15 protein-coding genes, 1 tRNA gene and 1 riboswitch are annotated in these 16,413 nt (G+C 64.1%); of the genes, 3 read left to right on the top strand and 13 right to left on the bottom strand.

Going from position 1 to position 16,413, the window contains the following annotated elements:
* The first annotated feature begins 503 nt into the window (after positions 1-503).
* Positions 504-593: transfer RNA gene (locus Q0C28_RS14930), tRNA-Ser, on the top strand.
* A 268-nt stretch (positions 594-861) separates the two neighbouring features.
* Here Q0C28_RS14930 and cobF read toward each other — a convergent pair.
* The 6 genes from cobF to cbiE are packed head-to-tail and all read right to left on the bottom strand — an operon-like array spanning position 862 to position 6,144.
* The gene (cobF, locus tag Q0C28_RS14925; RefSeq protein ID WP_293576950.1) at positions 862-1,632 is read right to left on the bottom strand and encodes a precorrin-6A synthase (deacetylating); all 771 of its coding nucleotides are present in this window, start codon (positions 1,630-1,632) and stop codon (positions 862-864) included.
* Positions 1,629-2,393, bottom strand: coding sequence for a uroporphyrinogen-III C-methyltransferase (gene cobA / locus Q0C28_RS14920; RefSeq protein WP_293576948.1), 765 nt, complete (start codon positions 2,391-2,393; stop codon positions 1,629-1,631). The genes cobF and cobA overlap by 4 nt, the downstream gene beginning before the upstream one ends.
* Positions 2,390-3,709 (bottom strand): cobyrinate a,c-diamide synthase, encoded by a 1,320-nt coding sequence (locus Q0C28_RS14915; RefSeq protein WP_293576946.1) that lies wholly within the window; start codon positions 3,707-3,709, stop codon positions 2,390-2,392. The genes cobA and Q0C28_RS14915 overlap by 4 nt, the downstream gene beginning before the upstream one ends.
* 37 nt (positions 3,710-3,746) lie before the next feature.
* The gene (gene cobM / locus Q0C28_RS14910) at positions 3,747-4,541 is read right to left on the bottom strand and encodes a precorrin-4 C(11)-methyltransferase (protein WP_293576944.1); all 795 of its coding nucleotides are present in this window, start codon (positions 4,539-4,541) and stop codon (positions 3,747-3,749) included.
* Positions 4,538-4,951, bottom strand: a complete 414-nt coding sequence (locus tag Q0C28_RS14905; protein WP_293576942.1) for a cobalamin biosynthesis protein — start codon at positions 4,949-4,951, stop codon at positions 4,538-4,540. Before Q0C28_RS14905 ends, cobM begins: the two co-directional genes overlap by 4 nt.
* Complete coding sequence (gene cbiE, locus Q0C28_RS14900) at positions 4,948-6,144, bottom strand: precorrin-6y C5,15-methyltransferase (decarboxylating) subunit CbiE (protein WP_293576940.1); 1,197 nt, start codon at positions 6,142-6,144, stop codon at positions 4,948-4,950. Before cbiE ends, Q0C28_RS14905 begins: the two co-directional genes overlap by 4 nt.
* Between cbiE and Q0C28_RS14895 the strand changes: the two genes are divergently transcribed.
* Complete coding sequence (locus Q0C28_RS14895) at positions 6,143-6,883, top strand: cobalt-precorrin-6A reductase (protein ID WP_293576938.1); 741 nt, start codon at positions 6,143-6,145, stop codon at positions 6,881-6,883. The genes cbiE and Q0C28_RS14895 overlap by 2 nt on opposite strands.
* Here the strand turns inward: Q0C28_RS14895 and cobJ are convergent.
* The 7 genes from cobJ to Q0C28_RS14860 form a co-directional block, all read right to left on the bottom strand.
* Positions 6,880-7,716, bottom strand: coding sequence for a precorrin-3B C(17)-methyltransferase (gene cobJ, locus Q0C28_RS14890; protein WP_293576936.1), 837 nt, complete (start codon positions 7,714-7,716; stop codon positions 6,880-6,882). The genes Q0C28_RS14895 and cobJ overlap by 4 nt on opposite strands.
* On the bottom strand, positions 7,713-8,429 hold the full coding sequence (locus Q0C28_RS14885) for a precorrin-2 C(20)-methyltransferase (RefSeq protein ID WP_293576934.1): 717 nt from the start codon (positions 8,427-8,429) through the stop codon (positions 7,713-7,715). Before Q0C28_RS14885 ends, cobJ begins: the two co-directional genes overlap by 4 nt.
* 3 nt (positions 8,430-8,432) lie before the next feature.
* Positions 8,433-9,062, bottom strand: coding sequence for a precorrin-8X methylmutase (locus tag Q0C28_RS14880; RefSeq protein ID WP_293576933.1), 630 nt, complete (start codon positions 9,060-9,062; stop codon positions 8,433-8,435).
* A gap of 1 nt (position 9,063) precedes the next feature.
* Positions 9,064-10,302, bottom strand: a complete 1,239-nt coding sequence (gene cobG, locus Q0C28_RS14875; protein ID WP_293576932.1) for a precorrin-3B synthase — start codon at positions 10,300-10,302, stop codon at positions 9,064-9,066.
* Complete coding sequence (gene cobN / locus Q0C28_RS14870; RefSeq protein ID WP_293576930.1) at positions 10,299-13,544, bottom strand: cobaltochelatase subunit CobN; 3,246 nt, start codon at positions 13,542-13,544, stop codon at positions 10,299-10,301. The genes cobG and cobN overlap by 4 nt, the downstream gene beginning before the upstream one ends.
* Before the next feature lie 179 nt (positions 13,545-13,723).
* Positions 13,724-14,818: a cobalamin biosynthesis protein CobW gene (gene cobW, locus Q0C28_RS14865; RefSeq protein WP_293576929.1), complete on the bottom strand. Its 1,095-nt coding sequence runs from the start codon at positions 14,816-14,818 to the stop codon at positions 13,724-13,726.
* 5 nt (positions 14,819-14,823) lie between these two features.
* The gene (locus tag Q0C28_RS14860) at positions 14,824-15,237 is read right to left on the bottom strand and encodes a DUF1636 domain-containing protein (RefSeq protein WP_293576927.1); all 414 of its coding nucleotides are present in this window, start codon (positions 15,235-15,237) and stop codon (positions 14,824-14,826) included.
* Positions 15,238-15,362: 125 nt separating this feature from the next.
* Positions 15,363-15,592: riboswitch (cobalamin riboswitch) on the bottom strand.
* A gap of 50 nt (positions 15,593-15,642) precedes the next feature.
* Here Q0C28_RS14860 and cobO point away from each other — a divergent pair.
* On the top strand, positions 15,643-16,278 hold the full coding sequence (cobO, locus tag Q0C28_RS14855) for a cob(I)yrinic acid a,c-diamide adenosyltransferase (RefSeq protein ID WP_293576925.1): 636 nt from the start codon (positions 15,643-15,645) through the stop codon (positions 16,276-16,278).
* The last annotated feature ends 135 nt before the right edge of the window (positions 16,279-16,413 follow it).

Here is a 16,413-nt window from a genome sequence, read left to right as displayed (position 1 = left end):
CGAATACACGTCTTCGAACTTCATAAGTCGAACTTCCTGTAACACTTCTGTCCGCTTCATAACGCCTCCTTTCGGAGACATGATAAAACCGGACAGATCGCATGTTACCTACACCGGACATATCGCTTGTTAGCGACACAGGCAACCACGGCCGGTTGACTCGGCACATTCGCTGACGACAGCATAGCTAGGCTGTCCAGTCATGAAAACCCTAGGTCAGAGCGCTCGGCAAGTTTTCGGCATCCGCTTTGATCACGGCCCTGTCAGTGATGCAGATGGCACCACGAAGGCCTGCGCGCCGGTCCTCTGCAGCAGCAAGGCGGCTTTTACGGGGTGTAGGCATGGGCGCGGAGATTGCTGGTGGGCATGTGGCGCGGGAATAGGGGCCGATATGATGCCAATCGGCAGGATCGTGTCCGCTACCAGACCATAGCCTGGTCCGCATCCGCACCGCGTTTTCCCTCTTGCCAGCGCCGCGGCCAGCGCATAAACCACAGCCGACCGGGGAGGTGGCAGAGTGGTCGAATGCGGCGGTCTTGAAAACCGTTGAACGTGAGAGCGTTCCCAGGGTTCGAATCCCTGTCTCCCCGCCACTAAATCAAACAGTTAGCCGCCACCCCATCCGATCAGCCCGAACGGTACTGGCACCTGTGCAGTCACCGTGTTCGGCGCCTTCAGGCCGCTGTTCCTGCCCAAATTCACTACGATTTTGATAGAAACAGCCAGCATAGGCGTGTGGCCCTTGGCGCGGCTTAGGCCTTGGGTCTCTGGGCCAGTTCGCCGGAGTAACGGCTGCGCAGATCATCGGCGCAGATCAGCACAGAATGCCACTGGTCGTGAATGGCCATCACGGGCCATCAATCACGCGCGGTGCAGCAGATAGATGTCCATCAACCAGCCATGATCCGCACGGGCCGCAGCGCGGGTGTCGAGGATCGTTTGCGTCACCTCATCAACGGGGCCGCTGACGGTGATTTCATTGTCCATACCCGCATAGGCGGTCCACCAGATCTGCAGCCCCTCCGAGGGAAGGGTCTGAAACGAACACTGACCATCCAGCATCACAACCACCGTATCGACAGCCGCGGGCCAACCGTTGTCGCGCAGCTGGCGGCCGGTGGTGACGACAAAGGGACCATTGATGGTGTTGACCGGGATCGCATGGGAGGCTGTCAGCGCCTGGATCGAGGTGATGCCCGGCAGGACCTTCACCACGATTTCATCCGTGACCTCGGGCGAGCGTGTCAGCCGGTCGGCAATCCGCAAAGTGCTGTCATAGAGCGAGGGATCGCCCCAGACCAAAAAACCAACCTTGCCACCTTCGGGCAGATTGGTGGCAATCGCTTGCCGCCAGATCTCGGCAATCGCGTCATGCCAATCATCAACGCGCTGGCGATAATCCCGCGTGGCCTCATCCCGGATTGGCAGGTCGAATTCCACGATCGCGGGCGGCGTTGCACAGCCCTCCAGTGCGCGTGCACAGATGGCGTGGCGCAGCCCGGCCAGATCATCCTTACCTGCGCCCTTGTTGGGGATGAGGATCAGATCCTGGGTGCCGATCGCTTCCGCCGCCTGCAGCGTCAGATGTTTCGGATTGCCGGTGCCAATGCCGATCAGGGACAGCTCTATCATTGCGATTGCTGCTCCGCGGTCTCTGCTTGCCCATGCGGCAGATCCTGATCCGCCAGCGGGCCATATAGGATCAACACAGGCGCGGTGGTTCCCATTGCGCGCAGCACGCTGGGCAACTCACCCACCGTATGGCAATGCAGCGATTGCGCCGGGGTCGACACGCCTAGTGCCACCAGTGCATGGGTTTCGGGCGGCAACCCCGCCTCCAGCAGCTGTTCGGCCAGCGCCGCAAAGGTGCGTTTGCCCATGTAAACCACGGTGGTCGCACTTGGATCGGCCAGCGCCGCAAGGTTCAGCTGATCCGGCAGGCCACCCGTAACATCATGACCGGTGATGAATTGCAGCCGCCGCGCGGTCAGCCGCCGGGTCAGCGGGATGTTGGCCGCCGCCGCGGCGGCCGAAGCTGCGGTGACGCCGGGGATGATTTCAAACCCGATCCCGGCCTGACGCAGCGCGCAGATTTCTTCCTCAAGGCGGCCAAAAACGCCCGAGTCACCAGATTTGAGCCGCACCACATGCTGGCCGCTCTGGGCATATTCCACCAGCAGTTTGCTGACATGGTCCTGTTTGGGAGAGGGACGGCCTGCGCGTTTGCCAACGCCAACCAGATCCGCCTCGGGGCTGGCATGGCTCAGGATCGGTCCTGATGACAGATCGTCAAACAGCACCGCATCCGCGACCTCCAGCCGTTTGACCGCCTTGACCGTCAACAGTTCGGGATCACCCGGTCCGGAGGACACAAAAGAGACAAAGCCGCTCATGCCCGTTCTCCGGTGATCAGGTGGAAAAACGTGCCGGTGACATGACCTTTGATCGATCCGGTCTCGGGCACGGGGCCGCCATCGGCGTCCATGACCTGCGCCAGCGGCGCGTCAGGCTCTTCCAGAATGGTGGAGTAGTGGAATTCATGCCCGCGCAGGGCCTGACCTGCGGCAAAGCCCGGCATCGCCGCCTGCAGGATCGCGCGGCGGTAGCCGAGGTGGAATTTGCGCTTCTCATAAGAGGTCACCAGCCCCAGCAGCCCCAGCATCTGATGGCGGTTGCCTTCTTTGTCGATCAGCGCTTCGCCAAGGGCCATATAGCCACCGCATTCGCCATGCACGGGTCGGGTCTCGGCATGTTTGCGCACCCCGGCCCGGAAATTGGTCGCGGCTGCGAGCGCGCCCCCATGCAATTCGGGATAGCCGCCGGGCAGCCAGACCAAATCGGCATCCGCCGCAGGCGCCTCATCTGCGAGCGGAGAAAACGGCAGGATTTCTGCACCCGCCGCCCGCCAGCCGCTCAGCAGATGCGGGTAGGTGAAGGAAAACGCCGCATCGCGCGCCAGGGCAATACGCTGCGCCGGTGGGGTGGGCAGGCTGGCAGGGGCAGGTGCCGGGCCTGCCAGCGCTGCGGCCTTGATCGCCTCAAGATCAACATGGGCGCGCAAAAACTCTGCATAGCCTGCAATGGCTGCTTCAAGGTCGGGGTGCTCCACCGCCTGAATGAGGCCCAGATGCCGCTCCGGCAGCGCCAGATCGCCACGCCGGGGCAGGGAGCCCAGCACCTTGATCCCGGCCTTTTCCATGCCCAAACGCGTCAGCCGTTCATGCCGCGGGCTTGCAACCCGGTTCAAGATCACGCCCGCAAACGGCAGGTCGGGATCATAGGCCCGAAACCCCAGCGCCGTGGCCGCCGCCGATTGCGCCTGACCTCCCACATCCACCACCAGTACCACTGGCCAGCCCATGCGCTTGGCCGTTTCCGCCGAGGATCCAAATCCCGACTGCCCGCGTGTGGCCACGCCGTCAAACAACCCCATGGAGCCTTCACCGACGCAGATTTCCGCGCCCGCAGATTGCGCGGTGACCGCATCCAGGAGACCGCCGTCCATGGCCCAGGTGTCCAGGTTGAAGCTGGGCCGTTTTGCAGCGGCCAGGTGGAACGCCGGGTCGATATAATCAGGCCCGCTCTTGTAGGGCTGGACGGTCAGCCCATCCTCTGCCAGCGCCCGCAACAGGCCCAGCATCACGGTGGTCTTGCCGGTGCCCGAGGACGGCGCCGAAATCATCAATCCGGGAGGGTTGGTATGTGTCATGGTTGGTCTTGTCCCTCAGTTATCCGTCGCTCATCCGTCAGTCGTCGCCGTGGCGCCAGCTGGACCACGGGCTGTCGGCGCTCTGCGGTCGGTAGCGGCGGTCGTAATCGGTGGCATAAAGGCAGCTTTCGTCAAAGCCTTCGCCCTTCAGCACCGGCCCTACCAAAATCAGGGCTGTGCGGGAAATCTTTTCATCCAGCTGGTCTTTCAGCGTCTCCAACGTGGCGCGCAGGATCTGCTGATCCGGCCAGCTCGCCCGGTAGACCACAGCCACCGGGCAGTCAGCCCCGTAGTGTGGCGTCAGGCTGTCGATCACATGATCCAGATTGCCGATCGACAGGTGGATCGCCAGGGTGGCGCCGGTCTTGGCGAAATTCTCCAGCGTTTCGCCCTCGGGCATGCTGGACGCGCGACCAGGGGTGCGGGTCAGCACCACCGATTGCCCCAGACCGGGCAGGGTCAGCTCGGTGCCCAGGGCCGCCGCCGCCGCCGCAAAGGAGGGCACGCCGGGCGTCACGCTGACGGGGATGCCTTCGGCTTTCAGCCGGCGCAGTTGTTCGCCCATCGCGGACCAGACCGACAGATCGCCGGAATGCAGCCGGGCCACATCCTGGCCTGCGTCATGGGCGGCCTTGATTTCGGTCACAATGGCCTCCAGATCCATTGCCGCGGTGTTGATGATCTTTGCATCTGCGGGGCAGTGGCTCAGAATTTCCTCCGGCACCAGCGACCCTGCATAAAGGCAGACAGGGCAGGCGGCGATGATATCGCGGCCGCGCAAGGTCAAAAGATCGGCAGCGCCGGGCCCGGCGCCAATGAAGTGAACGGTCATGGCTCAAGTCTTTCTGCAATGGCCGCGGTGGCAAGCCCATCCGCGGTGACAACTCTTGGCGCAAGCAGGCGACAGATGCCACCTCTTTGCCCGTGTTTCTGGCTGTGTTTCTGGCTGTGTTTCTGGCTGTGACGCAGGCCCGCAAGGGCTGCGGCTTCCGCCAGCGAGCCCGTGCCAAACCGCGCCTTGATCCGTGGCGAACACGACAGTGTCCGCTCCCCGGCAATGTCCTGCTCGGCAAGGGCGATCACCGGCACGCCCATCTCCTGCGCCAGCTCTTGCATGGCAGGGCTATTGGCTTTCTCGGCGACAGAGGCCAGCGCCTCCACCTCGTGACCCGTCAGCGCCAAAGCGGCGCGCAGATCCGCGACGGTTGCCGCCGCGCGAAAGCCGAGCCCCGCCACTTTCATCGCGTGACGCTCCACTGAATGACGGGCCGCGCCCGGCGCCAGTCCCGCATCGACCCCAAGGGTCCGGCCTCGGCGATCTCGGCTTTCAGCAAATGTCCGCCGCGCGCCGCGTGGGCCTGCATCAGAAGCGTTTCTGTTTCCAGCGTGACGCCATTGGCCACCAGCCGCGTGCCTTCGGGCAGGATGTCCCACAAATGATCCAGCAGCGCCTGCGAGCCGCCACCTCCAATGAACACGCAATCGGGCAGGGGCTGGTCTGCCAGCACATCAGGCGCCTTGCCCAAAACCGCCTGCATCCGATGCGCAAGCCCGAAGGCGTCAGCATTGGCGCGGATGTTCTCCAACCGGCTGTCGCGCGGCTCAAAGGTGATGGCGCGTGCGCCGGGCGCGGCCAGACACCATTCGACGGAGACCGAGCCAGAGCCGCCCCCAATGTCCCACAGCAATTCGCCCGCCCGCGGGGCCAGCGCCGACAGGGTCAGGGCCCGAATGGGGCGCTTGGTGATCTGCCCGTCGCTTGCAAAATGCGTATCCGCCAGTCCCGAGGCCTGCGGCAGCCCGGGCCGCATGGCTTCGATGGCCATAAGGACCGGGGCCTCGCTGGACGGCAGATCCCAGGTCTCGGCGGTAGAGTGGTGCAGCTGTTCCTTTGGACCGCCCAACCGTTCCATCACGCACAACTGCGCATCAGCTTGACCCTGTGCCACCAGCCAGGCCGCCAGCTCTGCCGGGGCCGCACCATCGCGCAGAGTGCAGATCACCCGCACGCCACGGCCCAACAAGGGCCGCAACCGCGCGTAGGGGGCTGCGTGTAGACCAAGACACAAGACCTCTTCCAGCTTCCAGCCCAGCCGATTGGCCGCCAGCGCAAAACAGGATGGCACCGGGTGGGATACCCATTCCCCGGCAGCCAGATCACGCATCAGCGACCCGCCAGCGCCATGCCAGAACGGATCGCCCGAGGCCAGAACCACCACCTTTTGCCCCCGTCGGGCCAGCACAGGGGCTGTGGAAAACGGCACGGGCCAGGCCACACCCTTACTGCCCGCCTCCACCAGGTCCAGATGCCGTGGGCCGCCAAAGATCACCTCCGCCTCGCGCAGGGCCTTCCGGCTTGCATCTGCCAGCCCATCCAGTCCATTTTCGCCCAGACCGACGATGGTCAGCCAATGTTTCGAAGGACCCTCAGACATGACCCGCATCCTCCTGCTTGGTGGCACGACCGAAGCTTCGGCCCTGGCCAGAACGCTCGCTGATGCGGGGATGGATGCGGTGTTTTCCTATGCCGGGCGCACCGCCAAGCCGGTCAGCCAGCCACTGCCCACTCGTCTGGGCGGTTTTGGCGGCCCCGAGGGGCTGGCGGCCTATCTGAAGGCTGAAGCCATCAGCCATGTCGTCGATGCGACCCATCCCTTCGCCGCGCAAATGAGCCGAAACGCGATGCAGGCCTGTGCTGCGGCGGGCGTGGCGCTCTGCGCTCTGGAGCGTCCGCCCTGGCAGGCGGGCGAGGTTGACAGCTGGATCCATGTGGACAGCATCGACGCGGCGGTGGCGGCACTGCCCGATGCGGCGGCGCGGGTGTTTCTCGCCATCGGCAAACAGAACCTCACCCAGTTTGGTGCCAAGCCGCAGCATCACTATTTGCTGCGGTTGGTGGACGCACCGGACGCGCCGCTGCCATTGCCCCACACCACAGTGGAAATAGCGCGTGGTCCCTTTGATGTGGCGGGCGACACCGCGCTGATGCAACGCCACGACATCACCCATGTGGTGGCCAAGAACGCAGGGGGCATCGGCGCCGCTGCGAAGCTGACCGCCGCGCGCAGCCTCGGCCTGCCGGTCGTGATGATCGACAGACCACAGCTGCCGCAGCGCCACATCCTGGGCAGCGTGGCAGAGGTGATGGCCTGGCTGTCGCATTCTGGGGCCTAACCCTCAGCCGCGTAGCGCGGGGTGTAGACATGCGGCCCGACGCGGCGGGTGTCACGATTGCCGACAATCACCACGGTGCGCATATCCGCCATCTCGGGCGTTGCGTCTTTCAGCGCCACGGTCAGCAGCTCTTGCCCCGGCTTGGTCACGTCGCGGGCAAAGGTGATCAGCGTGTCCTCGCCGCAGGCCTCGCGCAGGATGTCCAGCGCGCGGGCAAACTGATGCGGGCGCGATTTGGAGCGCGGGTTGTAAAACGCCATCGCCAGCCCGGCCTCGCCAACCAGCTGCAGGCGCTTTTCGATCAGGCTCCAGGGCTTCAGGTTGTCGCTCAGGTTGATGGCCGCGAAATCATGCCCCAAGGGCGCACCGATGGCGGCCGCAGCGGCCAGCATCGCGGTGATGCCCGGCAGCACCCGGATGTCGAGGTCCAGCCAGTCCGGGTGGGCTTCGGCACTATGCTCCAGCGCCTCGAACACGGCAGAGGCCATGGCAAACACGCCGGGATCCCCGGAAGAGACCACGACAACGCGCTTGCCCTCAGCCGCCATTTCCAGCGCATGGGTGGCGCGGTCGACCTCGACACGGTTGTCGGTGGCATGCAGGGTCAGTCCCGCGCGCGGTGCGATGCGTTTCACATAGGGGATATAGCCCACGATATCAGTGGCCTGATCGATGGCGTCCTGCACCGGTTGAGTGACCATAGCCTCGTCACCGGGCCCAAGCCCGGCAATCACCACCCATCCTGCGGCAGCGTTGCTGTCTGCCAGAGCGTTGCTGTCGGCCAGTGCGTGGCTATCAGTCTGTGCGTCGTGTTTGGTCTGCGCGTCGCTCATGGTCGCCGCCCCTGACCATGGACCAGCACGATGGAGAAATACGGCACCTCGCCGTCAACCTCTGACAGTTTCTGAACCGTCTGCCCCGGCATTGTGCCGCGTTCCACCAGCCAGGCGTCATCGGCGCGGCCCGCGCGTTCCAATGCGCGGCGCAGCTTGGGCAGGTTGCGGCCAATCTTCATCACCACCAGCGCATCTGTCTCTGTCGCCCGTTTGGTCAGCTCATCCTCGCTGAGCGTCGCCATCGCCACGGTCAGAACATCGTCGCCCCAGGTGATCGGCTGGCCCGATGCGGTCCAACAGCCCGACATGCCGGTGATGCCGGGAATGATCTCTTGCTCGGCACGGCCCTGCAGCCGGGTGTAGAGATGCATGTATGATCCATAAAGGAACGGGTCGCCCTCACACAGGACAACCACATCCTCCTGTTTGGCGATCTCTGCCAATGTGTCGGCCCATTGATCATAGAATGCGGCCAGAACGCGGTTGTATTCCGGGTCCGAGAAGTGGATTTCCGTGGTCACCGGATATTCCATCGCGTGTTCGCGCACCCCATCGGCCAGCATGCCCTCGACGATGGCACGGGCTTGTCCTTGGCGCCCAGCTTTGCGGAAATACGCGATGTGACGCGCGCCGGTGATCATGCGGTGGGACCGCACGCTCATCAGATCGGGATCTCCCGGGCCAAGCCCGGCGCAGATGACTTTTCCCATCGCTTATTCTTTCCAGCTCGCCAGTGCGTTGACAGCCGCAACCGTGATGGCAGAACCGCCCAGACGGCCCTTCACGATCATTGAAGGCACCGGCAGGTCCTCCATCAGCGCGTCTTTGGATTCCATTGCCCCGACAAAGCCCACGGGGCAGCCGATGATGGCAGCCGGACGCGGACATTCAGGATCTTTGAGCATGTTCAGCAGGTGGAACAACGCGGTGGGGGCGTTGCCGATCGCCACAACAGATCCCGCCAGTTTGGGCCGCCACAGCTCCAGCGCCGCGGCAGACCGGGTGTTGGACATCTCCTTGGCCATCTCCGGCACGCGTGCGTCACGCAGGGTGCAGATCACCTCGTTGTTGGCAGGCAGGCGCGGGCGGGTGATGCCCTCGGACACCATATAGGCATCACAGAGGATCGGCGCGCCGTCGGCCAGCGCTGCGCGGGCCTGCACGGCCATACCGTCGGAGAAGCGCACATGTTCCTCCAGGCCAACCATGCCGGCAGCGTGGATCATGCGCACCACAACGCTTTCTTCGTCCTTGTTGAAGCGCTCCAGATCGGCTTCTCGGCGAATGGTGGCAAAGCTCTCTGCATAGATGGCAGCGCCGTTGGTCTCATAGGTGTGGAGCATGTCAGTTGCCCTCTGTCAGGAAGTCGGGAGCGGCGCGCAATGCCCGCGCACTCAGGGAGGTGTGTAGCGGTTGATCCGCGGCAGTGCCATTGCGGATCAGGTCAAAAACGTCAGGGTCTGTGGCGGTCAGCACATAGTCGGTCGCGCGCGGGTGGGCGCAGCCCTTGGCGCAGCCGGAGACATGCAGATGGCGGCCCGCTGGCACATAAGCGGCCAGATCGCGCGCCAGATTGCGGGTGGTGGAGCGCGCCTGGTGGCAGTTGGGCGCGCCGGTGCAGGCGGTGACCCGCAGGCGGGGATCGCGGCCCTCCAGGATCAATCCCTCCAGCGCGAGGTCAGACTGAGTTGGGGCAGCCAGTGTTGGGGCAGTGTGAGTTGGGGCGGTGTGATGCGCTGCGTCGCTGTCGTCTTCGATCAGCAGCATGCGCCAGGGGGTCAGCCGCAGCGCACCGTGATCGGCCAATGCGGCCAGCGTTGCGGCTGGCATCTGGCCAAATTCAAGCGCAACCAGAACGCCTGACTCTGTCGGGCCGGGTTGGGGTGTTGCTGCCCGTGGCGCGTTGAGGACGGGGGCCACATGCGATGCGGGCAGCGCGCGGCGCGCAATCAGCTGGCGCATTCTGCCACGGCCCTCGGGCGCGCCGCCCTGATCCAGGAACCACCGTGCCAGTGCTATGGCCTCCTGTGCCACGGTCTCTGCTGTCAGCGCCAGGCCATGATCCGCCCCATCTGCGCGCAGCATAACCCCGGTATCGCAGCGTTCGATGCGGATATCGGCCGCGGTGTCGCGCAGCACCGGCGTCGGGCCACAATCCACGACAAAGCCGAACTTGCCCGGCAGAACCAGATCGTCCGCCGCGCTCAGCGCTGCGGCCAGAGCGCTTGCGATGCGATGGCTGTCATCACCCGGCTGCCAGAAGGGCGTGATGGCGATATTGCGGCGCGCCTCTGCGGCGGCATCCTCATCCAAGAGTTCCAGATGCCGCAGCCCGTCAATCAGCGCATCATAGGCGGTGTCACGAATGCCGCGCAGCTGCAGATTGGCGCGGGCAGAGACATCCAGCAAGCCAGAACCACAGCGCTGCGACAGATCGGCAAGACCGCGGGCCTGGTCTGGTGTCAGCCGCCCAAGCGGCGGGCGCACGCGCACCACAAGCCCGTCCCCCGACATCATCGGTCGCAGCGCCCCGGGGCACCAGCCATAGACCTTTGGTGTCTGAGAGAGATCCGCCTGGGTCACGCAGCGCCCTCCAGCTCTGCCATGATGGAATTGCGTCGGGTCGACCACAAACCGGCATCAAACAGCGCCCGGAACCGCTCACGCATCGCTTCCAGCGCGGCGGGGTTTTCCTGTTCCATGAAGGCGACCAGATCCTCACGCCCCAGCGTGGCCTCGAAATAGAGGTCAAACAGATGCGGCTGCACCACCTGCGCCAGATGGGCAAACGCCGCCATATGATCCAGTGTCGCCGCGATCTCGGCGGCGCCACGGAACCCATGGTTCATCATCGAGCTGGCCCAGTCCGGGTTGGCGGCGCGTGCGCGGGTCACGCGGGCGATCTCTTCGCTGAGGCTGCGGGCCTGTGGCTTGTCCGGGCGGGTGGCATCAAGATGGTAGAGCGCGGGCGCTTCCTGTCCCAGACGCGCCATGGCCGCGGCAAAACCGGCTTCATGAGCGGCATAATCCGAGGCCACCAGAATATCGGTCTCTGGCAGATCCTGCAGGTGTACAAAACTATCTGCGTTTTGCAGACGAGCTTCCAGCGCGTCGCGGGCGTCATGGATATTGCCTTTGGCGTCAATGGCATGGGAGGAGGCGGTGATCCAGGCCTCACCTGCGGCCTGGCGCGCCTCTTCGGTGAAATCATCCAGATGCTGGCCCATCGACAGGCCATACTGGCCCGGTTTGGGGCCAAACACCCGCGGGGTCTGGGCAACGTAAGGGTTGTCCGCAACGCTTTCATCGCGTGCCGACAGTGCCGCCGCGGCAGCTTCGAACATCTGGGCAAGGCCTGGGAAGACATCGCGAAACAGCCCTGACACCCGCAGTGTCACATCGATGCGGGGCCGGTTCAGCATTGCCAGCGGCAGCACTTCAAATCCCGAAACCCGTTCGGAGGTCGCGTCCCACTTCGGGGCCAGACCAGCGAGATGCAGCGCCATGGCGAACTCTTCGCCTGCGGTGCGCATGGTGGCAGAGCCCCAGAGGTCAATCACCAGGCCCTTGGGCCAATCGCCGTGATCCTGCAGGTGGCGGCGCAGCAGCTCTTCGGCGAGTTTCACCCCCTGCGCCTGCGCCGCGCGCGACGGCACCGCGCGCGGATCCGTGGTAAAGAGGTTGCGCCCCGTGGGCATCACATCGCTGCGGCCGCGAAACGGAGAGCCGGAGGGGCCGGGATGGACGATCTCGCCATTCAGCGCGGCCACGAGACCTGCGCGTTCGGCACTGCCACAGTCCCCCTGGCCAAAGATATGCAGCCCCTCGCCGTATTGGCTTTCCTTGATGTCACAGACAAAGGCATCGATCCGGGTGATCGCCTCTGCGGCGCAGCTGTCCGGGGTCAGGCCCAGATCGGCTTCAACGCCAGTGCCCTGTGCCTCGGCGCGAATATCGTCGATCAGCCGGTCGCGGCGCGCCGGGTCCAGGCCATCTGCGGTGGAATATTCATCCAGCAGGCTTTCGAGCCGGGCCATCCCCTCGGGCAGGGTGGTCTGGGCGAGCGGTGGCGGCAGATGCCCCAGCGTGACGGCACCAATGCGGCGTTTGGCCTGTGCCGCCTCGCCGGGGTCGTTCACGATGAAAGGATAGGTGACCGGCAGCGAGCCAGTCAGCGCTTTAGGCCAGCAATGATCTGACAGCGCGACAGCCTTGCCCGGCAACCATTCCAGAGTGCCATGCGCACCGATATGCACCAGGGCATCGCTCTGGCGGCGCAGCCAAAGGTAGAACGCCACATAGGCATGCCGGGGCGTGCGATCGAGGTCGTGATAATCATCTACGCGGGTCTTCACCTCGCCGCGTTCCGGCTGCAGCGCGATCAACGCCTTGCCAGCCTGGATCGCCTTGAAATGGAAGGCGCCATCCCGCAGATCCGCATCCTTCTGCGGGCGACCCCAGGCGGCAGCCAGCCGGTCCTGCAATTCGGCAGGCAGCTGCGCCAGTTCCTCCAGATAGGTGTCGAGCGGTAGTTGCAGCGTCTCCTGCATCAGCCGCGCACCGATATCTTGCTGGGCCACCACGTCATAGCCTTGCGCGTCCAACTCCCCCAGGATCTCTGTGCAGGAGGCCAGCGCATCCAGACCCACCGCATGGGCCAGATTGTGGTCGCGCCCGGGATAAGTCGACAGCACCAGCGCCAGACGTTTGTCGCGGTTGGGCAGGCGGGCAAGGGTCAGCCAGCCTTCGATCCGGTCGATGGCGGCAGTGATCTGTTCGGGGTCGGCGCGATGGGCAAAGCGCGAGAATTGCAGGTCGGGATCTTTCTTGCCCGGCGCCTTGAAGCTGACCAACCCGGCAAAGATGCGCCCGTCCACTTCCGGCAGCACCACATGCATGGCCAGATCGGCGGGCGACAATCCGCGATCCGCCTCGCGCCAGTCGCGTTTGCGGGCCGTCGACAGGGCCACCTGAAACACCGGGCAGCCGCTGGCGGACAATGGCGAGGCGCGCCCGTCCATTCCCTGGGCGGAAAAGGCGGTGGCGTTGATGATGGCAGCGGGGGCGCAGCCCGGCAGAACCTCGCGCAGCCAATCGGCAGCCTCCGGTGCTTTGAGACTTGCGGCAAAGACCCCATAGGCGGCGTAGCCCCGTTGCCGCAGTTCCGCGATCAGCGCATCGACCGGCGCAGTATCCGCCGAGGTCAGGTAAGAGCGGTAAAAGCTGACCAGAACCAGTGGCTTGTCGCTTTGTGGCAGATCGGGCAGAACGCCTTGGTCCGGGTCATACCAGCCATATTGCGGCGTGGCCTTGGTGCCGATCACCGGCCCGGCATAAAGCCCGGCTGCCAGCGACAGCTGCGCCAGCGCTGCCTGCGCGGCCACGGCCCCACCGGCATCGCACAGATGCTGCAGCCGCCGCAACGTGGAGACCGGCAGTGTCGACAGCTCATCCAGACGCGGATCTTCGCGCCCGTCGGCAGGCAGAATGGCCAGGGCCAGACCTTTGCGGCGGGCCAGATCCTGCAGCGTGGCCAGCCCGTAGGACCAATAGCTTTCGCCGCCAATCAAACGCACAAGGATGCCCTTGGCCCCCTCCAGCGTCTGTTCGGCGTAAACATCCAGCGACAGGGGATGTTTCAGCGCAACCAGATTGGCCAGCCGCAAGGATGGCAGCTGGTCTTTTCCACGATGCCACCCGGCTTCAAAGGCGCCGAGATCGCTGTCGGAGAACGACAGGACGACAAGATCAGCAGGGGTCTGCCCCAGATCCTGTGGGGTATCGGTCTCGTCGAGGCCGTGGCTTTCGCGGAAGACGACATGCATCAGGTTCTGCCTTTCCGGACCTTCAAAATGGAATGCCGGGGCCAAAGCCCCGGAGTGCACAGGACCCGTGTCCATTGCGCTGAAAGCGCGCCTTTGCCACGATAGCGGGCGTGGTGGCGCCCACCCTGGGATGGGCGCATGGCTTTCCGCTCAGGACGTTCACGGGTCGCAAGCATGGCTCAAGCCCCGAGTTCGGCGCGAATGGCGGCGGCGTCGATGTTGTCATGCTCGGCGATCACCACCAGCTGGGTCCGGCGCGCCATATCGCCCCAGGGCCGATCATATTGCGCGCGCAGGCGTTCGCCCACGGCCTGAACCAGCATCCGCATCGGTTTTCCCTCCACCGCGACATAGCCTTTGACCCGCAGAATGTTGCGCTCGCGGGCCAGTTTCACGATGGCATCTTGCAATACCTGTGGATCGGCGACTTCGCCCATTTCGACCACGATGGTATCAAAATCGTCATGGCTGTGATCGTGGTGATGATGATCGTGCTCATGATCATGATGATGATCATGGTCGTCATCGTGATGATGGTGATGGCTTTCGTGATGGGAGGGGCGGGCGTCCAGATCGTCTTCGGCGGCGGCCTCCAGGCCCAGAATGACGCGCGGGTCGATCACGCCTTCGGACATCGACAGGATCGGCAATTTGCGCGGGGCCTCTGCCTCGATGATCTTCTGAGCAGCGTCCAGCCCGGCTTCGCCCGCCAGATCCGCCTTTGACAACAGGATGATGTCCGCGCAGGAGATCTGATCCTTGAACAGCTCTGACAGTGGTGTTTCGTGGTCGATGCCCTCATCCGCTTCGCGCTGCGCCTGCACCGCATCCAGATCGGTGGCAAACTGCCCCTTGGCAACGGCCTCGGCGTCCGCCAGTGCGACCACACCGTCAACGGTGATGCGCGAGCGGATCGCAGGCCAGTCAAACGCCTTCAGCAGCGGTTTCGGCAGCGCCAGGCCCGAGGTTTCGATCACGATGTGATCGGGCTTTTCGGGCAGATCCATCAGCTGTTCGATGGTGGGGATGAAGTCATCGGCCACGGTGCAGCAGATGCAGCCGTTTGCCAGCTCCATGATGTTTTCCGCCGGGCAGTTTTCATCAGCGCAGGATTTCAGGATCTCACCATCCACGCCTGCGGTGCCAAATTCATTGACCACGACCGCCAGCCGCTTGCCCTGTGGGTTCTGCATCAGGTGGCGGATCAGCGTGGTTTTACCCGCGCCAAGAAAGCCGGTGATCACGGTGACGGGAATTTTGTTCAGATCGCTCATGGAAATCAGTCCTTGGACAGAGAGGGAATGGCAGGCTGGTCTGGCGCGGCGGCAGATCCGGGCGCCGGAGGAATGCGGGCGATGGATTGTTTGCGAAACACCACCGGGCGCTCACGCCAGGGCACCAGCCCATCGTCCGTTGCAGCATAGGCAGTGGCCCCGGCGATGATGTCATCGACATGCATCTCTGGGTTCAGATCGCCGTAGATATAGCTCCAGCGGTCCGCACCACCGCTCAGCACCATGGTGCAGCCCCGGCTGCAGGCGGACAGGCATTCGACACCGCGCACGGTGATGCCATCGGGCAGCTCGGTTTCCTGCAGGGCCGAAAACATCTGAGCCCCGGGTCGTGGTGCCTCCGCATCCGCCGGTTCCCCGCGGCGGCAGGTGGTACAAATTGTCAGCGTTACCTCGGCCATGCGCACCCTCTCCATCCCAGTGCATCCACAGTGTTCAGGCGTCTGGGGGCTGACAGCCAGCAGAACCGCGCGCCATCGCATCTGCCAAGGCGCCTGTTCCTGCCGGTCGCGGAACACCCCGTCCGCCCGTTGCATTTCACGTTGGCAGGTCTCCCGGCTTGCGGATACCCGGGCCTTTGGGCCTGGACGGTGCTCTGGCCTTCCCGAGTTTCCTCAGTGGCAGCAGAGCCCTCTCCGGTCACGGTCGCGGGGGCGGCTGTGCTTGGCCAATTTGCCCGCTTGCGCCGGGCGTCAATGGCTGTCACATTCCCTCTTCGCCTGCCATGCGGCAGGAACCAACAAAACCCCCTTGCGCCATCGTCCCCGTCTTTGTCAAGACACGGGGCAAACAGGAGGAGAGCCCCCGTGAGCGATAAGTCTGATAACGACGTTTCTGAGGAAGAAGCGGCACGCCATGCGGCCAAGATGGCCAAGAAGAAAGCAGCGCGCGATCGCATGATGCAGAACAAGGATGGTGAAAAGGGTCTGATCATCGTCCACACCGGCCCCGGCAAAGGCAAATCCAGCTCGGGCTTTGGCATGATCATGCGTTGTATCGCCCATGAAATGCCCTCGGCCGTGGTGCAGTTCATCAAAGGCGCCTGGCAGACTGGCGAGCGCACGCTGATCGAAAACAACTTCTCACATCTGTGTCAGTTCTACGCCATGGGCGAGGGCTTCACCTGGGAGACCCAGGACAAGGCCCGCGATATCGCCGCCGCCCAGAAGGGCTGGGAAAAGGCCAAGGAGATGATCCGCGACGAACGCAACACCATGGTGCTGCTGGACGAGATCAACATTGCGCTGCGCTATGACTATATCGACATCGCTGATGTGGTGGAGTTTCTGGAAACCGAAAAGCCGCCGATGACACATGTCGTTCTGACCGGTCGCAACGCCAAGGAAGAGCTGATCGAAATCGCCGATCTGGTCACCGAGATGGGCCAGATCAAACACCCCTTCCGCCAGGGCATCAAGGCACAGAAAGGCGTGGAGTTCTAAACCCACGCTGGCAGGGCTGAGCAGGCATCGGTTCGCGACAACCTGCCTGCAAGCTCTGTTTTGTAACCACTGGCCCGGCAGGGAACCGGCCCTGCGGAAGGCCGGAGCAACGTCGTAGAGTACCAGGCGCGACGC

Source organism: Phaeobacter sp. (assembly GCF_022825805.1).
Classification (GTDB): Bacteria; Pseudomonadota; Alphaproteobacteria; order Rhodobacterales; family Rhodobacteraceae; genus Phaeobacter.
Note: the sequence above shows the minus strand (reverse complement) of the source record. Positions and strands in the feature narration are given on the sequence as shown.

Bases quoted from the DNA above. Each gene is read 5' to 3' on its own strand.
- Q0C28_RS14885 (WP_293576934.1), bottom strand. From the start codon at position 8,429: ATGGGAAAAGTCATCTGCGCCGGGCTTGGCCCGGGAGATCCCGATCTG.
- cobJ (WP_293576936.1), bottom strand. From the start codon at position 7,716: ATGAGCGACGCGCAGACCAAACACGACGCACAGACTGATAGCCACGCA.
- cobA (WP_293576948.1), bottom strand. From the start codon at position 2,393: ATGAGCGGCTTTGTCTCTTTTGTGTCCTCCGGACCGGGTGATCCCGAA.
- cobN (WP_293576930.1), bottom strand. From the start codon at position 13,544: ATGCATGTCGTCTTCCGCGAAAGCCACGGCCTCGACGAGACCGATACC.
- Q0C28_RS14860 (WP_293576927.1), bottom strand. From the start codon at position 15,237: ATGGCCGAGGTAACGCTGACAATTTGTACCACCTGCCGCCGCGGGGAA.
- Q0C28_RS14905 (WP_293576942.1), bottom strand. From the start codon at position 4,951: ATGAAAGTGGCGGGGCTCGGCTTTCGCGCGGCGGCAACCGTCGCGGAT.
- Q0C28_RS14880 (WP_293576933.1), bottom strand. From the start codon at position 9,062: ATGCTCCACACCTATGAGACCAACGGCGCTGCCATCTATGCAGAGAGC.
- cobW (WP_293576929.1), bottom strand. From the start codon at position 14,818: ATGAGCGATCTGAACAAAATTCCCGTCACCGTGATCACCGGCTTTCTT.
- cobM (WP_293576944.1), bottom strand. From the start codon at position 4,541: ATGACCGTTCACTTCATTGGCGCCGGGCCCGGCGCTGCCGATCTTTTG.
- cobF (WP_293576950.1), bottom strand. From the start codon at position 1,632: ATGATAGAGCTGTCCCTGATCGGCATTGGCACCGGCAATCCGAAACAT.
- cbiE (WP_293576940.1), bottom strand. From the start codon at position 6,144: ATGTCTGAGGGTCCTTCGAAACATTGGCTGACCATCGTCGGTCTGGGC.
- Q0C28_RS14915 (WP_293576946.1), bottom strand. From the start codon at position 3,709: ATGACACATACCAACCCTCCCGGATTGATGATTTCGGCGCCGTCCTCG.
- Q0C28_RS14895 (WP_293576938.1), top strand. From the start codon at position 6,143: ATGACCCGCATCCTCCTGCTTGGTGGCACGACCGAAGCTTCGGCCCTG.